At 49.1% G+C, this 26,342-nt stretch carries 18 protein-coding genes; 16 read left to right on the plus strand and 2 right to left on the minus strand.

What is annotated here, in order from left to right; genetic code table 11:
* Positions 1 to 52: 52 nt before the first annotated feature.
* Positions 53 to 511 carry a GNAT family N-acetyltransferase gene (locus AACH41_RS05860; protein WP_338657437.1) on the minus strand — a complete coding sequence of 153 codons (459 nt, stop codon included), beginning with the start codon at positions 509 to 511 and terminating at the stop codon, positions 53 to 55.
* Positions 496 to 1,149: an XRE family transcriptional regulator gene (locus AACH41_RS05865; RefSeq protein WP_194746957.1), complete on the minus strand. Its 654-nt coding sequence runs from the start codon at positions 1,147 to 1,149 to the stop codon at positions 496 to 498. Before AACH41_RS05865 ends, AACH41_RS05860 begins: the two co-directional genes overlap by 16 nt.
* Positions 1,150 to 1,496: 347 nt before the next feature.
* Between AACH41_RS05865 and AACH41_RS05870 the strand changes: the two genes are divergently transcribed.
* The 16 genes from AACH41_RS05870 to AACH41_RS05945 all read left to right on the plus strand — a co-directional run bounded on the left by AACH41_RS05870 (position 1,497) and on the right by AACH41_RS05945 (position 26,341).
* Positions 1,497 to 2,738: an FAD-dependent oxidoreductase gene (locus tag AACH41_RS05870; RefSeq protein WP_194746956.1), complete on the plus strand. Its 1,242-nt coding sequence runs from the start codon at positions 1,497 to 1,499 to the stop codon at positions 2,736 to 2,738.
* 18 nt (positions 2,739 to 2,756) lie between these two features.
* On the plus strand, positions 2,757 to 3,017 hold the full coding sequence (locus AACH41_RS05875) for a sarcosine oxidase subunit delta (RefSeq protein ID WP_018987286.1): 261 nt from the start codon (positions 2,757 to 2,759) through the stop codon (positions 3,015 to 3,017).
* A gap of 2 nt (positions 3,018 to 3,019) precedes the next feature.
* Complete coding sequence (locus AACH41_RS05880; protein WP_338657580.1) at positions 3,020 to 5,908, plus strand: 2Fe-2S iron-sulfur cluster-binding protein; 2,889 nt, start codon at positions 3,020 to 3,022, stop codon at positions 5,906 to 5,908.
* A gap of 2 nt (positions 5,909 to 5,910) precedes the next feature.
* Positions 5,911 to 6,585, plus strand: a complete 675-nt coding sequence (locus tag AACH41_RS05885; protein ID WP_338657439.1) for a sarcosine oxidase subunit gamma — start codon at positions 5,911 to 5,913, stop codon at positions 6,583 to 6,585.
* Positions 6,586 to 6,627: 42 nt separating this feature from the next.
* Positions 6,628 to 7,962, plus strand: a complete 1,335-nt coding sequence (gene glnT, locus AACH41_RS05890) for a type III glutamate--ammonia ligase (protein WP_275354894.1) — start codon at positions 6,628 to 6,630, stop codon at positions 7,960 to 7,962.
* 58 nt (positions 7,963 to 8,020) lie between these two features.
* Positions 8,021 to 8,917 (plus strand): glutamine amidotransferase family protein, encoded by an 897-nt coding sequence (locus AACH41_RS05895; RefSeq protein WP_338657440.1) that lies wholly within the window; start codon positions 8,021 to 8,023, stop codon positions 8,915 to 8,917.
* Positions 8,905 to 9,597 (plus strand): protein glxC, encoded by a 693-nt coding sequence (locus AACH41_RS05900; protein ID WP_338657442.1) that lies wholly within the window; start codon positions 8,905 to 8,907, stop codon positions 9,595 to 9,597. Before AACH41_RS05895 ends, AACH41_RS05900 begins: the two co-directional genes overlap by 13 nt.
* 2 nt (positions 9,598 to 9,599) lie before the next feature.
* A complete protein-coding gene (locus AACH41_RS05905; RefSeq protein WP_194746950.1) occupies positions 9,600 to 10,937 on the plus strand; it encodes an FMN-binding glutamate synthase family protein in 1,338 nt (445 codons plus the stop codon).
* A gap of 259 nt (positions 10,938 to 11,196) precedes the next feature.
* Complete coding sequence (locus AACH41_RS05910; RefSeq protein ID WP_194746949.1) at positions 11,197 to 11,385, plus strand: hypothetical protein; 189 nt, start codon at positions 11,197 to 11,199, stop codon at positions 11,383 to 11,385.
* 2 nt (positions 11,386 to 11,387) lie between these two features.
* Positions 11,388 to 12,167 (plus strand): hypothetical protein, encoded by a 780-nt coding sequence (locus tag AACH41_RS05915; RefSeq protein WP_338657443.1) that lies wholly within the window; start codon positions 11,388 to 11,390, stop codon positions 12,165 to 12,167.
* Between the two features lie 231 nt (positions 12,168 to 12,398).
* Positions 12,399 to 13,253, plus strand: a complete 855-nt coding sequence (locus AACH41_RS05920; RefSeq protein ID WP_338657444.1) for a YihY/virulence factor BrkB family protein — start codon at positions 12,399 to 12,401, stop codon at positions 13,251 to 13,253.
* A gap of 201 nt (positions 13,254 to 13,454) precedes the next feature.
* Positions 13,455 to 13,703, plus strand: a complete 249-nt coding sequence (locus AACH41_RS05925) for a helix-turn-helix transcriptional regulator (RefSeq protein WP_338657445.1) — start codon at positions 13,455 to 13,457, stop codon at positions 13,701 to 13,703.
* 351 nt (positions 13,704 to 14,054) lie between these two features.
* Positions 14,055 to 21,197, plus strand: a complete 7,143-nt coding sequence (locus AACH41_RS05930; protein WP_338657446.1) for a tetratricopeptide repeat protein — start codon at positions 14,055 to 14,057, stop codon at positions 21,195 to 21,197.
* Positions 21,198 to 21,241: 44 nt separating this feature from the next.
* Entirely contained in the window at positions 21,242 to 24,655 is a 3,414-nt protein-coding gene (locus AACH41_RS05935) for a tetratricopeptide repeat protein (protein ID WP_338657447.1), read from the plus strand.
* Between the two features lie 94 nt (positions 24,656 to 24,749).
* Entirely contained in the window at positions 24,750 to 25,586 is an 837-nt protein-coding gene (locus tag AACH41_RS05940; protein WP_338657448.1) for a GNAT family N-acetyltransferase, read from the plus strand.
* Positions 25,583 to 26,341 (plus strand): class I SAM-dependent methyltransferase, encoded by a 759-nt coding sequence (locus AACH41_RS05945; RefSeq protein ID WP_338657449.1) that lies wholly within the window; start codon positions 25,583 to 25,585, stop codon positions 26,339 to 26,341. Before AACH41_RS05940 ends, AACH41_RS05945 begins: the two co-directional genes overlap by 4 nt.
* Position 26,342 lies beyond the last annotated feature (1 nt).

Below are 26,342 nucleotides of genomic sequence, written 5' to 3' on the forward strand. Positions count from 1 at the left end.
ATTCTTTGCTACCTTAGCCGGTGAGATATGACTAGTTAAAAATGTACAACAATTATAAAAATAATCTTCTCGCATTTAACTGAGTGCTTTCCCAACCCAGGTGCCGGTAATACCCTATCGCGGGTTCATTTTCAATATCGACCAATAGCTGGGCACGAGTCGCTCCTTTTTCTTTTGCCCAATCCAATGCCGACTGCAGTAGTTTTCTACCAATTCCTTGATGTCTAAATTCTGCATGAACGACCATGTCCTCTACCCAAGCAGAGCGTGCTCCTTGTGCGGTGGAAATGACTAGTTGCGCGCTAACCATCCCAATCAGTTTCCCGTCTTCTGTAAATGCAGCTTTGATTACCCCATGTTCTGGTTGTGATATCAGCATAGTTAAACCGGCTTTTTGTTTCTCCATGTCCGGTTTGAAATCGGCTTCTATACTAAATAGCGCATGTAGAAGGTTGGCTAGTTGAGCGGCATCTTTTTCTTGTGCATCTCGAATACTTATGACTGCGTCCACTCACTGCCTCCTGAATGATCAACTGGGTCGTGATGAATAATGGCCAGGAAACGGATTGGGACCTCTATGAGCTTGGCTGGCTGATGCGGCTGGTCTCCTCTAAAGGTCAGTGAGTCGCCTGGCTCAAGTAAGAAAGTCTCCAAGCCTACCTTGTACTCTAATACCCCCTCCAGCATATGAATGAATTCAGTCCCTCCATGTTCAAAAGGGGGGAATTCTTCCGCCTGATCTTCCAGCGTGATCAAGAATGGCTCAAAAGTCTTTTGAGGCCCTTGGTCATAGGCTAATAAATGATATGTGTGGCCGAGCTTTGTGCCGCGGCGTACCACTTCCATACCATGCCCTTTTTTAACGAATTGTGCATTTCCTGAGGGGGCGTTGTAGTCGCGGAACAGTCTTGAAAGCGTTACGCCAAGCGCGTTGGCTACTTGTTCCAATGTTTCAAGACTGGTCGATACATGACCATTCTCAATTTTACTGAACATTCCAACACTAATATTCGCTCTCTCAGCGACATCAGCAATCGTCAGGCCATGTTGCTTTCTGACCTCTTTAATGACATTCCCCAAGTGTTTACCCAAAGGTTTGGATTCTGTTTCAGTAATAGGGACAACATTTTTTTTCAAATCAGAGGTCATTGGCGGCTAAAACTCCCATATCCATTCTTCTCGTTCAATTATCACAGGCCCAATAAATCAAGTGACGGCAAATCAAGTTTCTGCTGGAGAATTAATTAACTAATCATCCCAGTCATTAACCCACCCTCAGCCACTTTTTAAGGCTATCCCGATGCTCTAAATGGGTTCATCAGTCCAAATTATGCACCAAATCATTGCAAAATAGGTAAATTTATTCCTGGAAGGAAAAAAATATTCATAAAGCCGTTGACAGCGGTTTTTGCAATGCGTATAAATGGAATTGTTGTTTCCTGCTGGGAATAAAATTTTCATGTCGAGATTGATGTTGGATAGTTGCGGAGCGTTGAATGCCTCTAAGATTGCTTAAATATGCGTTGAGTAAAGAGTACAAAGAGACTCGGTTTTTTAGGGAGAATGTGACCCCTAAGAAAAGTTACGACGCAGTCATTATTGGCGGAGGCGGACACGGTTTGGCTGCTGCCTACTATCTGGCTAAAGACCATGGCATGACTAATATAGCCGTGCTTGAAAAGGGTTATTTGGGTGGCGGCAACACCGGCCGCAATACCACCATTGTCAGGTCTAATTACCTGACCCCAGAGGGCGTGAACTTCTATGATGCCAGCGTCAAAATATACGAAGGTTTGTCCGAAGAGTTAGATATCAATCTATTCTATTCAACGCGCGGCCATTTCACATTGGCACATACAGAATCAGCGATGCGGACAATGCGTTGGCGCGCTGAGGTCAATAAACATGTGGGCGTGGATAGTTATGTCGTTGGTCCGGATGAGATTTCAAAAGCCTGCCCCCAGCTAGACATCAGCTGCAGTGGCCATGCGCCCATTTTAGGGGCTTTGTATCATGGGCCAGGTTCTGTGGCTCGGCATGATGCTGTCGCTTGGGGTTACGCCCGCGGCGCCGATAGGTTAGGTGTCGATATATTTCAGAGTACAGAAGTGACTGGCATCGATATCAAGGGCGGTAAGGTTCAAGGGGTACAAACGAGCCGAGGTTATATCTCTACCCCCAGAGTGCTTTCAGCGGTGGCAGGGTTCACTCCCCGCATTTGCAAAATGGCTGGCATTGATACGCCTATTGTCATTCATCCCTTGCAAGCCTGTGTGACTGAGCCAATGAAGCCCTGGCTGGATTCAATCCTGGTTTCCGGTAGCTTGCATGTCTACGTCAGTCAATCTTCCCGTGGCGAATTGGTCATGGGGTCTTCGTTGGATCCCTATGAGGTTCATTCGACCAGGTCTTCTTTAGACTTTGTGGAGGGACTGACGTCTCACATGTTAGACATGTTCCCATTCCTCTCCAATGTGAAGATCGTCAGGCAGTGGGGCGGGATGGCAGACATGACCCCAGACTTCTCTCCCATTATGGGCAAGACACCGGTGGAAGGTTTTTATCTCGATGCCGGGTGGGGAACGTGGGGATTCAAGGCCACACCGATCAGCGGGAAAACGATGGCTGCCACGATTGCTAATGATATGGCGCCAGATCTCATCAAGCCTTTCAGGCTTTCAAGATTTGAAGAGTACGAATTGACTGGCGAAAAAGGTGCGGCTTCGGTCGGTCACTAAGCATCAGGAAGATTAGAAATGAAATTACTTACTTGCCCGATTAATGGCGTGAGACCACTAAGCGAATTTGTCTTTGGTGGTGAACTACGTGATATGCCCGAAGCTGAATGCAGCGACAAAGAGTGGGCCGATTATGTTTATAACCGCAATGGCGCGCCAGGGCTAAAAAAAGAATGGTGGTATCACTCTCCTAGCGGAACCTGGTTTGTTGCAGAAAGAGACACCTTAACAGACAACGTAGCACGTACCTACTTATACGAACAGGAAGCTGCTAAATGAGCATGAGGTTGCAAAATACTTCCGGTGAGTGGATCAATCGGAACAACAAAATCAAATTCTCATTTGAAGGTAAAGAGTATGAGGGTTTTGAAGGCGATACGATTAGCAGCGCCTTGTGGGCGGCTGGCGAGAAAGTATTAGGCCGTAGTTTTAAATACCATCGCCCCAGAGGCATTTTTACCTTGGCAAATCATGACGTCAACATCATGGTGACAGATGGTGTCGATACCAATATCCGAGCCGATGTTGTTCAGCTTAAAGCGGGGATGAAACTCCAAGTAGTCAATGTTGACGGCGGGGTGATGGCGGATAAGAAGCGCTTTCTTGATTCGATATCGGCGCTCTTACCCGTTGGTTTTTATTACAAAGCATTTCATACCCCACGTGGTTTGTTTCCGTTTTGGGAGCGCATCATTCGCAATGCAGCTGGTTTGGGCGTGGTGAACTTTAACTATCCGCGGCTCTTAAAAAAGAAACAGCATTCGCATTACGATCTCCTTGTGGTTGGCGCTGGCCCTTCAGGGATATCTGCTGCTTTGACTGCAGCCCGTGAAGGCTTAGAGGTTCTTTTGGTGGATGAAAATGCCAACCCCGGCGGAAGTTTTGCTTACGACAATGCAGGCAATTCAGAGCATCACGAACAGTTAGCAAACATGTTGAGTGAAGCACAAAGCCTGCGTAATTTAAAAGTGAAAACTAATGCTTATGCAGCCGGATATTATGCTGATCATCTGATCCCGATCGTAGACGAATCTGGAATCACAAAAGTACGTGCTAAAGCAGTGATTGTTGCCAGTGGCGCCTTTGAGCAACCTCCTGTGTTCAGAAACAACGATCTACCGGGAGTCATGCTTGGTTCCGCCGCGCAACGTCTCATTGCACGATACGCCGTTAAGCCATTCTTGAAGGGGGTAGTCGTCACCGCTAATAGCCATGGTTACCGGGTGGCGCTTGATCTGATTGCATCCGGTGTAGAGGTCGCGGCGATTGTTGATATGCGGGCGGGTGGAGAGACGGATGCCATTGCCAGTGTGGTCGCAAATAAAGGCATACCAATCCATAACGGTGCTTGCATCTATGAAGCTGTGCCGGTATCCGGCAAGTTAGGTGTCAAAGGCGCGATTGTCGCGGATTACGATGAAGGCTCTGCGCAGGCCGATATTCGGAAATCCGTACAGATTGACTGTGACGGTATTGTCATGTGTGCAGGCTGGGCGCCTGCTGCTGCATTGCTCTATCAAGCTGGTACCGGCATGCGTTATGACGATCAAATACACCAATTCGTACCGTCAAGACTGCCCAATGGCATTTTCGCTGCAGGTAAGGTGAACGGTGTTTTTGGCTTGAATCAACGCCTCCAGGATGGCGCCCGGGCTGCCTCTGATGCCCTCAAGTATTTGGGTTATGTTGGAAACGACACCACCGTAGACAGTTTTTCCGGCTCATCGCCTAGCCATCCTTATCCGATTGTGATGCATCCCAAAGGTAAAAACTTTGTGGATTTCGATGAGGATATCAGCGTAAAAGATTTCATTCATGCGGCTCAGGAAGGCTTCGATAACATCGAGTTAATGAAGCGTTTCACGACCGTTGGCATGGGCCCCAGCCAGGGCAAGCATTCAAATATGAATGCGATTCGTATTCTGGCACGCATCAGAAGTCTTCCAGTCAATAAAATTGGCACGACAACGGCACGGCCCTTCTTTCATCCAACACCAATAGGTCATTTGGCAGGCAGGGGGTTGCATCCTCATCGAGATACCCCGCTGCATCAGTGGCACGCAGAACACGGTGCAGTGTTCACGGATGTCGGCGCATGGAAACGTCCAGCCTACTACAAAGTGGATGGGCAAACCAAAGAGCAGTCTATCCAGAACGAAGCAAAAGCCGTCAGAAGTGCAGCCGGCATCATTGATGTCAGTACCTTAGGCAAGATAGAGATTCATGGCGCCAATGCCGCTGAATTTTTGGAACGTTTCTATACTGGTAATTTTAAAGATCAAAGGGTTGGGCGCTCCCGATATGCCTTAATGCTGGACGAATCAGGGGTGATGGTAGATGACGGTGTCGCGTGCCGGATCGCAGAAAATTTCTTCTATGTGACCGCAAGTACCAGCAATGCAGCCGCGGTTTACCGTGAGATGCAGCGGTGGAATCAGATTTGGGGCCTGAATGTGACCTTCATCAATGTCACGGGCGCATATGGCGCGGTGAACATTGCCGGGCCATTGGCCAGAAAGGTGCTGCAGAAAATCACCCTTTTGGATCTTTCTGAAGACCAGTTTTTATTAGGTGCAGTAGCCGATACATCCATAGGAGAAATAAAGGCACGTGTGATTCGCGTTGGATTTGTCTCTAATCAGGCCTATGAGATCCATGTGCCTGCCTCATCTGTGCTTAAGTTGTGGAATTTGCTGCTAGACAGTGGAAGCGTTGATGGGCGTGTTAAACCATTTGGGACAGAGGCACAAAGATTGCTTCGATTGGAAATGGGCCACCCATTAGTGGGGCATGATACCGATGGTCTTACAAACCCCTTTGAGCTTGGTGCTGACTGGGCCATCAACCTCAATAAATCTTTCTTTATCGGTAAACGCAGTTTGCAAATTATCCGCAAACGTCCTCTGCTAAAAAAACTGGTGGCTTTTTCGTTTAAGCCAGATTTCCAGGGCCCTGTGCCATGTGAATGTAATTTAGTGATCAGCAAGAGTGGCCAGATTGAGGGCAGGGTCACCAGTCTATCGTTGAGTCCTACACTGCAAAGATTCATCGGGTTTGCATATGTATCCCCAACGAATACAACGTTGGGTGACGTCTTGAGTATTAGAACTGACAGCGGCCAGATGGTGGAGGCCTATGTTGTGCAGTCACCATTTATTGAAGGGGATTAAATATGGAAATGGTATTTGACCGACTCTCCCCCGTCAGTTTTGCGCAATCAGGGTTAACGATGAAGAAAGCAATCTTGAATGGGATGGAAATCGTTCTAAGTTATGAAAATACGGATATCGAGATGCAAAGGATGAAGAAGCTCGGTATTTGTGATGTGAGCGCATTTTCCAGAGCAGGCATTAAAGGAGCAAAGGCCGTTGAGTGGCTTGAATCCCAAGGCTTTACCGTGCCAGAAGCACCCAATACATGGCGTAAAGATCACGCTGGAGGATTGGTGTTAAGACTTGGGCGGAGTGAATTTTTATTGGAAGGTTTCCACCAAGGGCAGATTGCAATCAATGCAAATGATGCACCAGAGCATCTTTATGAAGTGGCGCGTTATGACGCTTCGTTCATCCTGAGCGGCGTGCATTTCCACAGTGCATTCAGTGAAATATGTGCACTAGACCTGAGTGAAGGCGCGTTTGCTGCGGATGCTGTGTTGATGACCAGTGTGGCTGGCGTGTCTGTGACTTTAATCCGCCAATTGCTGAATGGGGAGCTGGTCTACCGCTTATGGTGCGATGGTAGCTATGGTAACTACATGTGGAGCACGCTCACCGAAATCGCCGGGGAGTTCGGCGGAGGCGCTGTTGGCCTGGATGTTCACTTCAAACAGATGATAACTAGTTCTTGATCGTTTCGAATTTTAATTAATAAATTTTAGGTGAGGCACTCAATGAAGTCTTTGCAGGAAGCACAAAAGTTTTTGCAGGAAAACAAGGTCAAGTACGTCCTTGCCCAATTCGTCGATATTCATGGGGTAGCTAAGGTAAAGTCAGTACCTGCTGAGCATCTCAACGATATTCTGACGAAGGGCGCAGGTTTTGCTGGTGGTGCAATTTGGGGGACAGGCATTGCACCCAATGGCCCTGATTATATGGCGGTTGGTGAGCTGAGCACCATTGGCTTGGTGCCTTGGCAACCTGGTTATGCGCGACTGGTGTGCGATGGGCATGTTAACAATAAACCGCATGAATATGATGCACGCGTCGTTCTTAAGAAGCAGATTGCCCGGTTATCCGAACGTGGATGGACTTTCTACACAGGATTAGAGCCAGAGTTCTCATTACTGCGTCGTGACGAACAGGGTCAGATTCTGCCGTTTGATGAAACTGATACGTTGCAAAAACCCTGTTACGACTATAAAGGGATCACCAGACACTCTGAGTATCTGGGTAAGTTAACTGAGTCGCTGATTGCGGCAGGGATGGATGTTTATCAAATCGATCATGAGGATGCGAATGGTCAGTTTGAAATTAACTACACCTATTCTGAATGCCTCAAAAGTGCAGACGATTACATTTTATTCAAGATGGCTGCGAGTGAAATAGCCAATGAGATGGGCATGATCTGCTCGTTCATGCCTAAGCCATTTAGCAATCGGCCAGGCAATGGTATGCACATGCATATGTCCATAGGGGATGGAGAAAAAAGCCTGTTCCAAGACGACAATGATCCCTCTGGCCTAGGGTTGTCTAGCCTGGCCTATCATTTCCTGGGCGGGATCCTCGCGCATGCCCCGGCACTGACCGCCTTATGTAATCCGACCGTAAATTCGTACAAAAGACTGGTCGTTGGGCGCTCATTAACTGGGTCAACGTGGGCGCCAGCGTATATCAGTTACGGTAACAATAACCGTTCGACATTGGTGCGTATTCCTTATGGCCGCTTAGAACTGCGGCTCCCTGACGGCAGCTGTAATCCATATCTTGCAACTGCAGCCGTGATCGCAGCGGGCTTGGATGGCGTTGCCCGTCAGTTAAACCCAGGCAAGGGGCATGATGAGAATCTCTACGATTACAGCCCCGAGCAACTTCAAGCGTTGAAAATTGGCATCCTTCCACAGAATCTGGGTGAGGCATTGGATGCGCTTGAGAGTGATGCGGTCATCATGGATGCGCTGGGGGCAAATCTTGCCCAAGAGTTTTTAAAGATCAAACGCATGGAGTGGATAGATTATCAACGGCATGTTTCCCAGTGGGAAATTGATAGGTATGTTGAGTTCTTTTAATTGTTTGATGTGCGTGACGCATTGGTCATCGAACATGAAGTATTGATAGGAGAAAATGATGTGTGGAATTGTAGGATTACTGGTTAAAAACCAGAGTATGCGCGCAAATATCGGTCAATTGATGATGCCGATGCTGATTGGGATGACAGAGCGAGGACCGGACTCTGCTGGCATGGCTGTGTTTACATCGCCTGTGGATGCAAATGCGTTGAAATATAGCCTGTATGCACCGACGGCAGATTTTAGCTGGAAGGCATTGGAGCGAGACTTTAATTCTGAGCACTCAGATCAGGTCACTCTCGCGGTGAAGGGTAATCATGCGATTCTCACCTCCGCAGTGGACACCGCGAAAGTAAAAAGCTGGATCAAGCAAGCCTATCCGCAGATTCATATCCTTTCTGTGGGTCAATCGATCGACGTGTACAAAGATACCGGCCTGCCTGCGGATGTGGCTGCGCGTTATGATTTGCCAGCATTGAGTGGCACGCATTTGGTCGGGCATACACGGATGGCGACTGAATCTGCCATTACGCCAGCGCATGCGCACCCTTTTACAGCAGGCACTGACTGGTGCCTGGTGCACAATGGATCTCTTTCTAACCCCAACAGCCTCCGTCGCAAGCTGCAACATGAAGGGATCAATTTTGAAACCGACAATGACACTGAAGCAGCCTGCCGCTTCCTTGAGTGGCGTATGCGTGAAGGCGACGATTTGAAAACCGCCCTGGAACATGGTTTCGACGAGCTGGATGGTTTCTATACATTGTTGATGGGTACCAAAGATCAATTGGCCTTGGTGAGGGATCCATTTGCTTGTAAGCCTGCAGTGGTCGCGGAGCATGATGATTATGTCGCGATCGCTTCAGAGTTCCGCTCTTTAGCCCACCTTCCTGATGTGAAGAATGCTCACGTTTTTGAACCTTCACCAAAGGAGATGTACGTATGGAAAGTCTAAAATTTGACTTGGAAAATACCGAGTTGAGAGCCGTTAATCAATATCTGCATCGTCCTGCAGCAGAGTTGAGTGGTAAAAACGTGGTCATTAGCAATCCCAATGGTGCTCACAACATCGCAGTCGGCCTGAATGCTGAGGTGAATGTCACAATCGATGGTCACGCCGGATATTACGCCGCAGGCATGAACCAACTGGCGACAGTCACTGTGACCGGAAGTGCCTCCACTGGTGTGGCGGAGAATATGATGTCCGGCGTGGTACATGTGAAAGGCTTCGCTTCTAATGCTGCTGGCGCTACGGCGCAAGGTGGTTTGTTAATCATTGACGGTGACGCCGGGCTTCGCTGCGGCATCTCGCTCAAAGGGGCTGATATTGTGGTTGGCGGTTCTGTGGGCAGCTTTTCCGCATTCATGGCACAAGCTGGCAATCTGGTGGTGCTTGGAGACGCAGGTGAGGCATTAGGCGACTCATTATATGAGGCTAGACTCTTTGTGCGCGGTAATGTCAAGAGCTTGGGTGCCGATTGTGAAGAGAAGGAGATGGATCAGGAGTCACGCAATATTTTAGTGGATCTTCTGGCCAAATCAGGCCACGCAGACGTGGATCCGGATAGCTTCAAATTATTTGGCTCTGCACGCACTCTCTATAACTTCCATGTTGATAACGCAGGAGCATATTAATCATGAGCGATACCTCTAAAAAAACTCCGCAAACAGAACCGCGTTTTTCTGCGACGTTCGATCCGGGAACGATGTCAGAAATTCGCCGTGCAGCAGCCACCGGTATTTATGATATTCGTGGCGCGGGTGCTAAACGAAAATTGCCACATTTCGATGACCTACTATTCTTGGGGGCTTCTGTCAGTCGATATCCACTGGAAGGTTATCGTGAGAAATGTGGCACAGATGTGGTCCTCGGAACACGTTATGCCAAGAAACCTATTCATCTCAAAACACCAGTGACTATCGCGGGCATGAGCTTTGGTGCGCTGTCTGGGCCAGCAAAAGAGGCGCTGGGCCGTGGGGCAAGCGCAGTCGGTACCAGTACAACCACTGGGGATGGCGGTATGACGCCTGAGGAGCGTGGTCAGTCTTCGATTCTGGTCTATCAATACTTGCCTTCCCGGTATGGCATGAATCCAGATGATCTGCGGAAAGCGGATGCCATTGAAGTGGTGATTGGCCAAGGCGCGAAGCCTGGTGGCGGGGGGATGTTGCTGGGCCAGAAAATTAGTGACCGTGTCGCGAAAATGCGTTGCTTGCCTAAAGGCGTCGATCAACGTTCTGCCTGTCGTCATCCAGACTGGACTGGTCCAGATGACTTGGAAATTAAGATTGCTGAACTGCGTGAGATCACAGATTGGGAAAAACCAATTTATGTGAAGGTGGGTGCGACGCGTCCATATTTTGATGTCACTCTCGCTGTTAAATCGGGTGCCGATGTTGTGGTACTCGATGGTATGCAAGGTGGGACCGCTGCCACACAAGAGGTGTTTATTGAACATGTGGGTATTCCGATTCTTGCGGCAATTCGACCAGCTGTACAGGCACTGCAAGATATGGGTATGCACCGTAAAGTTCAGCTGATTGTTTCAGGTGGTATCAGAAATGGTGCTGATGTCGCTAAAGCTTTGGCGTTGGGCGCAGATGCTGTTGCTATCGGCACCGCTGCATTAATTGCGTTGGGTGATAACGATCCACATCTGGAAGAGGAATACCAAAAACTTGGGACCACTGCCGGCGCTTATGATGATTGGCATGAAGGCAAGGACCCTGCAGGGATTACTACTCAAGATCCAGAGTTGATGAAGCGTTTAGATCCGGTGAAAGCTGGCCGTCGCCTTGCAAACTATCTCTCTGTGCTGACGATGGAGGCTCAGGTGATTGCTAGAGCATGCGGTAAATCTCATTTGCATAATTTGGAACCTGAGGATTTGGTGGCACTCACGATTGAATCAGCTGCGATGGCCAAGGTTCCGCTCGCAGGCACTAACTGGATTCCAGGCGCGTCTTCGTTCTGACATAAAGCGACTAATCAATACTGCAAGAAGGGGCAAGGCTAAGAGGTCTTGTCCCTTGACGTTTGGTAGATGATCGTAGGGTTATCCTTTGGCCTTTACTCTATCCAATGTGCCAGTAGAGGAGAGCTGTTCGCTTTTGAACGTTAATATTATTCCATTCAAGGTTTAATATTTCAGACTGTCGCAAAAATAGCCTTAGCCACCCTCATAGTTGACAAGGCTGCGAGATTGCGACATTCTTAGCCCAACGGAGGTCGAAATGCTATTCCTAAAGATGAGTGCCAATAGTAAGTTGCTGGCAGAGCAGGTCAAAAATGCCAAGAAAAAATACCCGACATTAAAAGTGGTCGGTCGTGGCACGGTGACAATTAACCCGGCCAGCATTGTCAATTCAGCCAGTTTTCAGGCAGATGCTTCAAAGATTGCGAATCTTCCCCTGCAAAAATAGCCATGGGGGTGTTATTTGTTCTGCTGATATTGGTTTCAGGGTTTCTTGTTTGTCATTACCATCCCCAGTACTTCTTTAAGCTGCATCGATACGAAGGCCAGTATCTTTACCTGCAAGCGGCCTATCTCGGTATTCTCTGCCTGATCTCGGCGGCCATTTTTCATGTTTTGTTGATCAATCTGTCAGCGATCGCGGTGTTTGAGGGGACGCGTACTCTTGGCATCGATTATGTCGATTTGCTGGCCCGTTATCTGCCGGATAGCCTGGGGCTCACCGAGGGGGATAAAAAACGCTATGTGCTGTTAGGTGTGATTGCCCTGACGACATTGTTGATGCCGTTATTGATTTCAAAGTGGGTGTATTGGCGGCTTAAACATTATTTGCAGCTCGATAGCGATGAAGAAGTGGATATTGTCATTATGTCGGAGTTGTTTTCTGACAGTCCTTTGGACCAGTTGCTGTTTTCGGCGATGATTAACGACCGCAACCTGATGTTGGTGCTGGATGACCGCAAGGTGTATGTGGGGCGGGTGGCCACCATGGGCGAGCCCAACGAGAATGAGGGTGCGGATCAGGAAATCAGTTTTCTGCCTTTTGTGAGCGGTTATCGCGACAAAGACACGTTGCAGGTGATGTTTACTACCGATTACAAAAAAGTCGGCGACAATTTGCCGCTGGTGATCCGGCAAGAGTCGATTGTCAGTGCGCGTGAGTTTGATTTTTCTGTGTATGATACCTTTCAGGAGACTGGTAGACCTTCAGCAGGTCTAGCCACTACCTAATCTGCAAGCGTAATGCTGAATACCAATCCCGCATGCTTCGCCGTAACTCTGTGCGGTCAGCCGCCGCGCAGTCCGTCGGCCATTTCTGACAGCGAGATACCCCTTTGACCGATAGGGCGTGGCCGTGCCCTTGGGTATGCTGGAGTCAGGTTTCTGCTGCGTTTAACGTTGGCAAAGCTACCCCTTGCTGCTAAACGGCAAGTCTTTATAGTCTATGCATGGATAATCTGGATGAAACAAGTCTGGCTACTGGTGAAAACGGCCTTTGTCGGTTGGCGGGATGATTACGCACAAAGCATGGGTGCCGCCCTGGCTTACTACACGTTGTTCTCGATTGCACCGCTTTTATTGATAGTGATTTCAATTGCGGGGCTGATATTTGGGCAGGAGGCTGCGCGCGGCGAAATTATTGGCCAGTTGAATAGCTTGATGGGGCAACGTGGCGCGGTGGCAATACAAACACTGCTAGAAAGCGTGAGCCGACCGTCCGAAGGCATTGCTGCCACTGCCATTGGGGTGGTGCTATTGCTGGTAGGGGCGACTTCTGTGTTTGGCGAGTTGCAGGACTCGCTGGATCGTATCTGGAAAGCACCGATGCGGGAAGGCAGCGGCTTGTGGTACTTGCTGCGGGTGCGCTTGTTATCGTTTGGCATGATCTTGGGCATCGGCTTTTTGCTCATGGTCTCACTAGTGTTTAGCGCCGGGCTGGCGGCGATCAGCAAATGGTGGTCGCCGGTGTTTTCTGGCTGGATACTGATTGCGGGGATACTGAATACCGTGTTCAGTTTTGCATTGACGACTGGTATGTTCGCCATGATTTACAAGACCATGCCACGTGCACAGATTCAATGGGATGAAGTTTGGATAGGCGCCATCATTACGGCAGTTTTATTCACCATCGGTAAGTGGCTGATTGGCATTTATATCGGCAACAGTGCGTTTTCCAGTGCCTATGGGGCAGCCGGGTCCATTTTGGTATTGTTGATCTGGGTTTATTACTCCGCGCAGATATTCCTGATGGGCGCCGAATTGACGCGTGCCTATTCGCATGTGATGGGCAGGGCAAAGCGTATTGACGTTGATTGAACCAAATCAGCCTAGCATGCGTCTTTTCACGTATCGCAAACACTTTATAAAATTGTATAATGTTTTGTGTCCTCAGGCAGTCGCGTAGTTGAGGAGGATTGATATCGATCAAGCCCAGGCATTCATGTGCAGACTACACTTTATCCAAGTGTGGCATCGCGCTTGAAACACGCGAACAATCAAAAGTTGTCAGGAAGTTGTGTGATTTACGTAGAGTTAAAGAACGTTATTTTAAAAAAACAATTAGAGTGGGGCAGAACCATCACCATCACCGAAATTGCAGATGCAAGCGGGATTAGCCGCATGACTTTGCACAGAATGCTCAAAGACCGGACCTATAATGCCAGTACCGAGCACTTGAACAAGCTATGTGCTTACCTGCAGTGCGATTTATTTACCCTGATCCGTTGGGAGCCTGATCTGCCAGTCGCGCAGGTACATGTTGCCTGAACATCGCCTTGTACTTGATCACAGGTCGTCCTCGCCAGGCTTCTTCCCTGGCCAGACTGTCCTTTCCGCTATATTTGTTATCCCACCTGGTTTTCTTGCCGGTCATGTCTCATGAGCGGGGCATGTTTACGGCAGCCCTGGTTTTTTCTTTAATGGTTGCGCGTGTTGGTATGCTTCTGACATAAAACGATATTTTCTCCTCAATCCAGAGTTGGTGCGGCTTGGCAAGCATTTCGTCTGGGCTGTCACCATGCTGAACACATAAGCTGGCTGGTGTTTTCCGCTTTTTTTAAGCGATGCCTTTGCACAGGAGTTTTCAATAATAAGAGAAAATTTTTGGAACTCTCTGTTATGAACAAGCTTGCTGTCACCCCGTTTGCCCAGGATAGCCAAACACATGGCAGCGCACCTGGCCGCCAGCAACTGTTGCAGCAGCTGGCACAGCTTTGGCAGCAAGGGGCCACTGAAGCCTGCTTTAGCATTGCCCGGCAGTTAACAAGTGAGTTTCCAAAAGAGGGGATTGCCTGGAAAATTTTGGGCGGTTTACTGCAACAGCGCGGTGACCTGCAAGGCGCCGGCGAGGCCCTTGCGCAAGCCGTCAAGCTGCTTAAAAAAGATGCAGAGGTATTCTTGAATGCCGCGAACGTAGCCGCGCAACTGGGGGATGTGACCCTGGCCACCAAGCATTATCGTCAGGCGATCCGTTTAAATCCATCCATGACCCGCGCTTATGCCAATCTGGCCAGCTTGCTCAAAGAAGCCGGGCAGCAGAAAGAAGCCGAGAAACTGTTGCGTACCGCTTTGCAGCTCAACAAGCGCGATGCACTGGTATTGTTTGACCTGGCGGCGTTGCTGCATGAATCCGGCAAGTCACTTGAGGCTGTGCAATATTATCGTCAGGCGCTAGAGATTGAGCCTGACAATGCCGTGCTGGCCTACAACATGGCACAAGTCTTGTTTGTCCTGGGTAACCTGGATGAGGCGCTGGTACATTTTCAGCGCGCCATTGATCTGAACCCGACCTATTTTGATGCACTGCACCAGTACGGGCATTGTCTGCGGCAAAAAAACCGTTTTAAGGAAGCCGAGCAAGTGTGGTTGCAAGCCCGGGTACTCAATCCTGAGAGCTGGCAGTTGCTCAATGACCTGGCTCAACTGTATAAACAGTTACAACAACCGTTGGAATATGAAGCTTGCGCCAAGGCCATCATGCAGGTCAAAGCGCCAGAGATCGAAGAACTCAATAACTTTACCTCTACCCTGATTAACCAGCAGTTGCTCACTGAAGCAGAACGTTATTGCAAGCAAGCGATGAGCCTGGGGATCGAAGATCCGTTTACCTATTGCAATATGGCTTTGCTGCTGTATTACAAACAAGAGTATGCACAATCTCTGGAATATTATGAAAAAGCGTTGCAGCTCAAGCCGGACTGCGCCGCTTTTTGGAGTAACTACAGTGTTTCGCTGCGTTTGGTTGGCGAGGTGGAGCGTGCGCGGCAGGCTCTGGAAAAGGCGATTGCGCTGGATCCTGAGTATCTGGACTCTTACATCAATCTGGGCAGTGCCTATCTGGAGCAGGGCGATGTCAAGCTGGCGGTGGAGACTTATGTCAAGCTCATCGCACGCGCACCCCATTTGGATAAAGCCTACCGTAACCTGTTATACACCAACAGTTTTGCCAATGAGCTGAGCCCGAAAGAGCATTTAAAGTATGCACGTGCCTGTGGTGAGCAGTTCATGGCCAAGGCTGCACCTTTCAAAAACTGGTTGGTCAACGCGCAAGACCAGCGTTTGCGCATTGGTCTGGTGTCTGCAGATTTGCGCAGTCATCCGGTGGGCTATTTTCTTGAGCATTGGTTAAAACATATCAATGCCGGTAAAACAGAAATCTATGCTTACTCAGCCGATGGGCGTGAGGACAATTACAGCCAGGTCTTGAAAAAACACTGCACGCAATGGCGTTCATTGGCTGGCATGAATGATGCCCGTGCTGCCAGCCTTATCCGTGAAGATGGCATTCATATTCTGCTCGACCTCTCTGGCTATACGGCAGACAGCCGCGTGTCATTATTTGCCTGGCGTCCGGCGCCCGTGCAGGCCTCCTGGCTGGGCTACTGGGACACCACAGGCCTGCCCACCATGGATGCGGTGCTTGCTGACCCGGTCAGCGTGCCTGCGGGTAGTGAAGGGCAATTTACCGAAAGCGTTGTCAAACTGCCGCATACCCGTTTGTGTTTCTCAGCACCTGACTCCAATGAGCAGGTGAATGCGTTACCTGCCTTGCAAAATGGCTATGTGACCTTTGGCTGCTTTCAAAAATACAGCAAGGTCAGCGACGAGGTATTGACGGTTTGGGCACAAGTGTTTCTTGCACTGCCTGCGGCCAAACTTTACTGGCAGTGCAAGGCCTTTCAAGATGACCAGATACAAGCTGAAGCCCTGGCCAGACTGCAACAAGCGGGTATCCAGCCTGAACAATGTGTCTTGATGCGTCCCACAGCGCGAGATGCCTATTTCAAAAACTATCATGCTGTAGACATGATTCTGGACAGTTTCCCCTTTAACGGCGGGACAACGACCTGCGAAGCCTTGTGGATGGGCGTACCTACGCTAACCATGCCAGGCGAGACCATGATCTCCCGCCAAGGCGCCAGCATGATGACCAGCGCTGGCTTGCCAGAGTGGGTTGCCGAAGATAAGAAAGCTTTTGTACAAAAAGCAATTCAATTCGCTGCGGATTTACCTGCTCTTGCCAATCTGCGGGCAGGCTTACGTGCGCAAGTGATGCGCTCCCCATTGATGGATGGCGAGCGTTTTGCACGCGATATGGAACAGTTGCTGTGGAATGTCTGGAGCGAGCGGGTGACGGGTATTGCCGACGCGCTGTTGACTAAAACACGCATTCAGGACGCTTATGCCGGTGAGGATCCAGTCTGGATCATTAGCGCCACTCGGGCCAGTGAAGAGGCCTTCTGGGATTCTTCTGCACTCGGCGTATCGCTCAAGCGGCATATGCAGCAAGATGCCAGAATCGTTCCGTATGTGTATTACGAAAATACACGCGGTCTATCCGAAGTTTTTAATGAGGCCGTTGCCATCGCGCCTGACAATGCGCTGGTCATTTTTGCCCATGACGATATCTGGCTGGACCAGAACCCTTTTGTGCAAACTGTGATGGATGGCCTGGCGGCCTATGATGTGATTGGCGTCGCCGGCACTGCGCGCATGTTGCCCAAGCAACCGGCATGGTTATTTACCGACCTTGCCTTTACCTGGGAGCAGTCTGCGTTCTTGCGTGGCAAGGTTGCGCACAGCGAACACCCGTTTGGGCACAACACTTATTTTGGTGCTGAACAAGGCGATTGCGTCTTGATGGATGGTGTCTTCATGGCCGCCTACAAACGCACGCTGACGCAAGCCAATGTGCGCCATGACCCGCAATTTGATTTTGAATTTTATGACCTGGATTTTTGCCGTACAGCGACCCAGGCCGGGCTTAAGCTTGGCATTTGGCCGATCAGCCTGACGCACCAGAGCATGGGCAATTTTGGCAAGCAGCGCTGGCGTGACAAATATCAGATGTATCTGCATAAATGGGGTGAGGGTGAGGCCGCAGTTGGCACGCCGATGACAGCAGAACTTGGCGCTGCGCTTGAAGAAGTGTTTACACTGGCTCTGCAGCATCAGCAAGCGGGTGATCTGCAAACCGCGACACAGTTATATCAAGAGATTCTGGCGGTTGCTCCACAATCCGCCGCTGCCTGGTTTAATCTGGGACTCATCGCCTGGGCGCAAGGGCATCAGCAAGAGGCCGTGGCCTGTTTTGCGCAAGCCCATGCTGCGCAACCGGCTGAATGGGAGTATCTGCAACATTATTTGGTGGCCATGCATGCCACGGCGAGTGCCGATACCTTGGCTGCCACCTTTGAGCAAGCCATGGCATTGCCGCAGCATGCGGAGGCGGTGCACCAGCTTGCCGAAGCGTTACAGATGCCTGGGTTCACTCGCCAATCCGGGCAACATGCACAAGCTTCGTCGCAAGACGCAGCCATGCAACCGGATGCCGCCCAGCAACAAGCCTTGCTTACAGCGTTTGAGCAGCAACAATATGGACAAATGGAACAGGCCCTGCACACCTATTTGGGGCAATATCCGCAGTGGCTGGCGGGCTGGAAAATGCTAGCGGATGTCTTGATGCTGCAAAAAAAGGATGCCAGCGCTGCGGCCAAACAGGCCCTGACATTGAATGCGCAAGATCCACAAGAACATTGCTATTACGGCATCGTCCTCAAGGCCAAGGGAGATCTGCCTGGAGCGGCAACTGCCTTTCAACAAGCGATTGCCCTCAAGTCGGACTACGCTGCGGCTTACAATAATCTGGGGACAGTGCTCAAGGATCTGGGTCAGGTAGAAACGGCCATCGAGCACTTTAAATGCGCATTGGCCTTGCAACCCAACTATGCCGATTGCTTCAGCAACTTGCTGTTTTGCATGACCCACGCAGAACACATAGACAATGCCGCACTCATGCAAGCACATCAAGCCTATGCCGACTTGTATGAAGCGCCGCTCAAAGCAGCCTGGCTGCCACATCAGAATACACGTGACGTGCACAGGCCACTTAATATCGGCTGGGTCTCTGCAGATTTCAGGGCCCATTCGGTCGCGCACTTTATGCTGCCTTTACTTAATGAGCTGGCCAAAGAAACCTCTCTGCGCTTGGTTGCCTATGCCAATCAACCGCTGGTGGATAATGTCACCACCCAGATGCAGGGCTATTTTTCAACATGGTACGAAGTCTCATCCTGGTCAGACCAGGCACTGGCCGAGCAAATCCGGGCTGACGGCATTGACATCCTGATTGATTTATCTGGTCATACCTCAGGCAACCGCTTGCTGACATTTGCGCGCAAGCCTGCACCTGTTCAGGTGAGCTGGCTGGGCTACCTCAACACCACCGGCTTGAGCAGCATGGATTATTACCTGGCAGACTCTTATCTGTTGCCCCCCGGCCAGTTTGATGACCAGTTTACTGAAAAGCTGGTGCAGCTGCCGGTGAATGCTACCTTTATCCCATATGAGCAAGCGCCAGAGGTGAATTCCTTGCCTGCACTGAACAACGGCTATGTCACGTTTGCTTGCTTTAACCGGATTCTCAAAATCACCCAGGCTACCGTGCAACAATGGGCCGCGTTGATGCAAGCCTTGCCTGACAGCCGCCTGGTGATTGGTGGGGTGGGAGAGGGCGAAAGCACGCAGCATTTGCAAACCTGGTTTGCCGAAGCTGGCATTGCCGCTAACCGCATCCGCTATTACGCACGCACTGACATGGCAAGCTATTTAGGCTATTACCACGAGGTCGATATTTGCCTGGATACCTTCCCCTCCAACGGCGTCACCACCACTGCACATGCGCTGTGGATGGGCGTGCCCACGTTATGTGTTGCCGGTGACCGCTTAGCAAGCCGTGGCGCCATGGCATTGATGCAGCATCTGGGGTTGATGCAGTTTATTGCCTCAGACCATGACAGCCTGATCAAGCAGACCCTGGACCTGTGTGCTGACTTTACAAAGTTGGCAGCGTGTCGCGCCCACATGCGTGAACACTTTTCTAACAGTTTGCTCGCCAAACCTGGCTTGCAAGCAGAGGCGTTACGCCAGATGTTATTCCAGATGTGGCAACGCTGGTGTGCGCAACAGGCCCCAGCTTCAATTCAAAGCAGATGGGTGGATGCCGACCTATCTCACCCCACTCTACATATGGAGCCAGAGATGCTTGTGGAAGAAATTGATACTATAGAAGCCGTAAACACACTTTCTCCTGTCACGCCTAGTAGTGATTTAATGGCTGCCGCCCAGAAATTACAGGCAGAAGGAGAGATTACGCAGGCTGCTGAACTTTATCTTGCCTTGCTTAAGGCAGAACCCCAACATGCGGAAGCCAATTTCCAGTTGGGATGGATTGAAACACATACCCGCGGTGTCACATTCGCTTTGCCAAGACTGGAGCAAGCAGTCATGCAGCAGCCAGAAGTAGAGCAATATTGGGTTACCTATATTGATGCATTGATGATGCAAGACAACATTCGAGCAGCGCTCTTGGCTATTCAGCAAGGGCAGCAACATGGGTTAACCGCTGCGTCAGCAGCCATGCTGATGAATGATTGCATGCAAGCGGCGAGCCAACAGTTTGCTGAGAAAAACAAGTCTGATTCAGCCCTGGTTTCTGTCGAGCAATTACAACAACAGCTATTTGCTGAAAGCAAGATGCAGACGACTGTTACCGATGACGTGCCAGTGTCCGTTGTCCCTCAGCAGCCTCTGTTAGCGCAACCTGTTCAGTGGTTTAACAAGACAAAACCACTTGCGGATCAGACAGTCTTCCCTGAAAGCTGGTTAAAGGCTTATCCTCAGGCATTGATGATTGAGTACACTTCCCGTTGTAATTTGCGCTGCAAGTATTGCTCCAAGAGTAATCCCGGTGACGACCAAATTCCTGGGCGTAATATGGATATGACAACCACAACCGTGGATGCGGTCATTCATTTAATCGAGCAATCTTCTTATAGCGAGTTGTTGCTGGCAGGAACCGGCGAGTCTACTTTTCATCCGCATTGGCGTGAAGATTTTCCACGCATGATACACGCTGGCAAGTCTCGTAATCCGTCATGTTATATCCATGTCAACAGCAACTTTGCGGCCAAATATGAAGATGAGGATTGGGCGGTCTTTGCCCAGCTAGACGGGATCGTGATCTCAATTGACACCGCTGATCGGCAATTGACACGTGAGGTGCGCGCAAAGTCCGACCTCGGTTTGATTATTTACAACATTACCCGTTTGCAGACTTATTGCCAGTTTCACGGCCTCAAGTTACCCAAACTGACGGTGAACGTCACTTTATATCATGAAGCCGCTGCTGGCCTGCCTGAATTGATGGCGATGCTTTCTAATTTGCCGATCACGTCGGTGACGATTTCAGATTTGTTTGAGCGTGAAGCCACTGACAAACATGCGATTCGTCCTTTGCATAACGATGATCCAGTGTCATTCAAGCAAGCTGTTGAGCATTTAAAACATGCCATGGAAATTGCAGATAAGCAGCAGGGCTTTCGCGTCACCATACAGCCACATTTGATGGAGAGAATCGAAGCGATGGCGAGAAGTATCAATGCTGCTGCCACTGATACAGGCACTGTGCAGGCCGATCCGCAACTTTCCACCAAACTTTGTTTGCAGCCTTGGACACGCTTTACACTGGCGGCCGATGCTGCGATCTTCCCTTGCTGTATGACTGAAATGGATCCAGTGGGCAATCTCGATAGTGGCAAAGAAGAGGAGGGGTTGAACGGTGAAGGGATTCGTGCTTTCCGTCATGCCTTGCTGCGTGGTGATATGCCAACCTCCTGCAAGCATTGCACGAATGCACCAGATGTCAGCCCGCAAACCCTGCAGGCAGCAATCCATGAACTTTCAAGAAAGGCCAATGCATGAGCCAAGACACGATCAACCAGATGGATGCTACGCCGGAGCAACTGATGGCCGAAGCTAATGCGCTGTTAGATCAACCGGAGCAAGTGTTAAAACACTATCAGGCTATTTTGCAGCAATATCCTCGCTATGCACCTGCTTATCATCAACTTGGATTGGTTTTACGCTCACAAGGCGATACCGGTGCAATTGGCAAACTTGAACAGGCTATTCAGCTGGATGCCGGGAATGAGCAATATTGGGGCAGCTATATTGAGGCGTTGATGTCCTTCGCGCAATTGCAAAAAGCTGCGGCGGCGATTCAGTTGGGGCTGCAATATGGTTTAGGCGTGTCAAAAGCACACCTCCTGGCCCAGACATGTGTAGACCTAATGCAAGCGGCCGCGCCTTCAGACATGCGCAGTGCGAGTGAGGTGTCTACTGCATTTGTCAACCCAGGCAACAAAGCGAAGGTTAAGATTTACCAAGCCTATTATTCAGAACAAAGTCGCCTCGAGTTGGATCAAGGATTTATTCCGTTTGATAACCTGGCCAACCCTAGACCAGACTGGCGCGAGTATTGGTTTATGCGGCAATATTTTTTGAATGAGCAGCTGGATGAAAATACGTTTTACGGATTTTTATCACCCAAATTTCACGAGAAAACCGGACTTTCTTCACAGCAAGTCTATTCTTTTATTGATGCTAATGCCGATCAGGCAGACATCATTTTATTTTCGCCCTTTTTTGACCAGACGGTGATGTATCTGAATCAGTTTCAGCAGGGAGTCCTCGCACATAAAGGGATCGAGCAATGTTTTAAAATGGTCATTAACAAAATTGCACCTGGTACAGATATGAATGATCTCATCATGCACAGTGGCAATTCTGTTTACTCAAATTATTTTGTGGCGAAGCCAGTGTTCTGGCAAAAGTGGTTGTCCATTTGCGAAGAGTTGTTTCAGGAGGCGGAGGTTGGTAAAACGCTGCTTGCTCAACATCTTAATGCAGACACTACACACGAAAATAAACTCTTGCCATGCAAGTCATTTGTGTTTGAACGTATTGTTTCACTGATGCTCTCAACGCAATCTGGCTGGCGTGTAAAAGCTTATGACTCTAGTTCTATGCCCTTGGTGCATGCCAATTTGGCGCAATTTATCTCTGTGGAGGATTTAAAACAACTGGATGGCTTGAAAAGGAAAGCGTGCGAAGAAAATTGTAGTCTCAGAGATTTGGGTTACTTTGCTACGATGGATTCAGTCTGGGCGAAGATAGAGAAAATCAGACACGATAAGCTCATGCAATTGAACGCGGCGATTCAAGAAGTCTTTTTAGAAGCGGAACAGTTGCATGCGGCTGGGAGTATTGAGCAGGCATTGCATTTGTATCAGAGTATTCTTGCATCGCAACCTGAACATCCTGGTGCGAATCACAATATTGCCTTAATTGAGACCCATACTTTGGGCGTTGAGGTGGCATTGCCTAAATTTGAAATGGCGGCACTCTCAAGACCCGATGTTGAGCAATATTGGGTCAGTCTGATTGATGCCTATATTTTAAGCAAAGATTTTCCGGCCGCTTATGAAGCTATCAGGCGTGGTCAGGCCAATGCATTGAGTACACAAATGGCAGAGGTCTTAAGCAAAGAGTGCTTAGAGGCGACGGATGCTGCGTGGAATGCTCAAAAACAAATCGGTATCACTTCTTCTGTGCCTTCTAGTGTCATCACGCAAGCGGCTGTGGATGCGTTGCTTGGACAATCACAAGTGTTATTATCAGAGGGTCAATATGAGGCGGCCAAAACCAATCTGCAACAAGTCTTAAAGTCGGATCCAAACCATGCGCGGGCAAATCACGACTATGGTCGCTTGATCGCTGAAACCGAGGCATTAGATGCGGCAATGCCGTATCTTGAGGCTGCTATTGCCAATGCGCCCGAAGTAGAACAATACTGGGTAACGATTATTGATGCCTATACCCAATTGCATGCTTTTAAAACAGTATTTATGGCGATTAGTGAGGGCCGTAAGCATGGATTGTCTGACGCGATGCAGCAGACTTTGTTTGAAGAAGTGGTTAATTACGCGATTAACTTGATCGGTGATCCACAAGTACAGCAAAGCATGGTCATGGAAGCATTGATTGAGGATAGCGGTTTACATAAGCAGATTGTGGCAACGAATGTTGCACAAATCGAACACTGTCAGGCAGCTGGCTTAGTCATTTCCGGCAATATGGATTTAACTGCCTGCGAAGGCTTTCTGCAGCGTTTTCCGGCTTTGCTGGAGACCGATAAATTAATGACATTTATCCGCGCTACCGTGTTGAAACTGATGTGGTTGCCTGAATTCACCGGCCATAAAATATTCGCCCCTTATTTTGATCAGTTACTTGCCAACATAGACCTAGGCATTCCAGCTGTTCTCCCACGCAATGCAAAACTGGCGAATATGGTCGTTGCTAGCGAGGTATATGACTTTGGCGGGCATACCAGAGATATTATTTCCATCCTGAATAATGTTGAAAATCCCATGCTGGTGATTACGGATGTCTATTCCAGATTTGCGACACAAACCTTTTATAACAACATACAAAGTGCGCTGCCACTTTGTCCGGTCTTGGTATTGCCAAACGAGAGTTTGCTAGCAAAAAGCCAACGCTTAGGCAGTTTAATCAATACCTATGCACGCAATGTATTCTTATTGACACACCAAGACGATGTTGTTGCAGCAGTGGCTTGTCAGCCAAACTTCAACACAGACTATTATTTTATTCACCATGCCGACCATAATCTTTCTGTTGGCAGTGGTATTCCACATTTGCAACATGTGGATTTATATGGGCAGCGTGCCATTAACTGCCATGAAGATTTGCAACGCGAAACCATGCACTTACCCACGACTGCGGTAGACAGAGGATGTAAACAGTTTAACTATGATGCCGGCAAGCTAAGCACCGTCACTGCCGGGACTTATGCCAAGTTTAAAACTGAAGGCTCGCTTGCTCTCGCTGAATTAGTGGCTCAGGCTTTATTGGTGGGCGAGGGATACCACTATCATTTCGGCGAAATCAAACCCCATGATCTTCAGCAGTTGCAAAATGCGATTGCTGAAAAAGGCATCGATGTTCAGCGTTTTGTTTACATGGGCAATGTGCCATCATTGTGGCAGGCATTATTGGAGATTGATGCTCATGTGTTTATCGGATCTGCGCCGATTATGGGGGCAAAGTCTGATATTGAGGCGCAGGGAGCTGGCTATCCTTTATTGGCCTTTAAGGCGCTTGATTGTGCCCGTCACATGAATGTGGGTAGTCATGCCCCTGACACCATTTACTGGCATGACATGGAAGCTTTTGTGGCAGGTTTAAAAGTCCTAAAAGCCGATCATGTTAAATATGCACAGTCAGCGCGTACTTATTATGAGCAAGCCTGCTCCATGAATGCTTATCGGGATATATTAGGGAAAATGAGTCACTAGTATGGAAATTCGGGCTTATCAGCAGCAGCCTCAAGCGTGGGATCAGTTTTTGGCGCAGAGCCGGAATGGAGCCTTCTTTTTCAAAAGAGGCTATATGGATTATCACGCCGATCGTTTTCAGGATGCTTCTTTGTGGGTGGAAAAAGAGGGCGAAATCATTGCTATGCTGCCCGCTAGCCGTGATGGCGATACCATTGTCAGCCATGGCGGTTTGAGTTTTGGCGGTTTGGTCATGAGCCCACGTTTAGGCGCCGCAGATGTTAAAACGTTGTTCGAGCAACTGCGGGATTACTGGGCAGGCATCGGCATCAAAAAACTTATTTATAAACCTGTCCCTCATATCTACCACACGATCCCAAGCGAAGAAGATTTGTACGCTTTATACCGGCTGGGTGCCAGGACTATGCGTGTCGATGTATCGACAACCATCATGCAAGCGTCACGGTTGCGCCTATCAAAAGGGCGTAAACATGCATTGTCCAAAGCGAGCAAAGCCGGGGTCACGATAAAAAAAACCAATGATTACGCCAGTTGTTGGCAAATGCTAACCGATAACTTGCAAGAACGACATGGCACAAAACCCACGCACAGCCTGGAAGAGATTTCCCTTCTGGCCAGCCGTTGTCCAGAGATCAGCTTATATATGGCCTATCTGCAAGAACAACCGATTGCCGGGGTGGTCATGTTTGATTTCGGCCGTGTCGCTCATACGCAATATATTGCGCCTAGTCCTGTAGCAAGAGAGGTAGGGGCTGTGGATTTGTTGCTGGAAACGCTCATCAGTGAAATTTACGCGGACAAACCCTATTTCAATTTTGGCATTTCAACCTGTCACAATGGCTTAAGTTTTAATGAGGGCTTGTGTGCGCAAAAAGAAATGTTTGGTGGCCGCACGACGACCTTGCAATGGTTGGAAATGGATTGTGTATGACGCATGTGGATCTGCGTAAACAGGCTATTGCTGCCTATGAGCAGGCGTATAGTGCTAGCGATTTTGAGGTGATTCAGGCACGCTACCGTAAAAAACTGTTACTTGAGTTGCTTGAAAAACACCAGCCTAAACATGTGCTTGAGGTTGGTTGCGGCTGGGACTCAATCGCCAATCACTGGCAAGGATTTGAACGCCTGGTCATTGTTGAGCCTGGTCCGCAGTTTGCGGAAAAAGCGCGAAAAGACACTGCGCATTTGTCAGGTGTACAAGTTATCGAAGAGTTTCTTGAAAATGTCGGTCCGGAGCGCTCAACGACTTCCTATGATTTGATCTTGCTAAGCAGTCTCATGCACGAGGTTCCAGATCCAGAAGCCTTGCTGGTCAGTGCCAAGGCGTTGGCAGATAAACAGACGGTGATTCATATCAACGTACCAAATGCTTTATCCATGCACCGTCTGCTAGCGGTGGAGATGGGGTTGATGGATAGCGTCTATGCCCAGTCAGCATTGCAAAAATCGTTTAATCAACCACGTATTTTTGATTTAAAGCAATTAAAAGCCCTGGCAAACGAACTAGGATTACAAGTAATGGATTCAGGCTCTTTTCTGATGAAACCGTTTACGCATGGGCAAATGATGACACTCATGCAACAAGGCCTACTGACACAGGAAATGCTAGATGGGCTATGGCATTTAGCCAGACATTTTCCGGAAAACGGCTCTGAAATTTATGTCAATCTCAAACTTGAGGACTGAA

Source organism: Methylophilus sp. DW102 (assembly GCF_037076555.1).
In the GTDB taxonomy this organism is placed as follows: Bacteria; Pseudomonadota; Gammaproteobacteria; order Burkholderiales; family Methylophilaceae; genus Methylophilus; species Methylophilus glucosoxydans.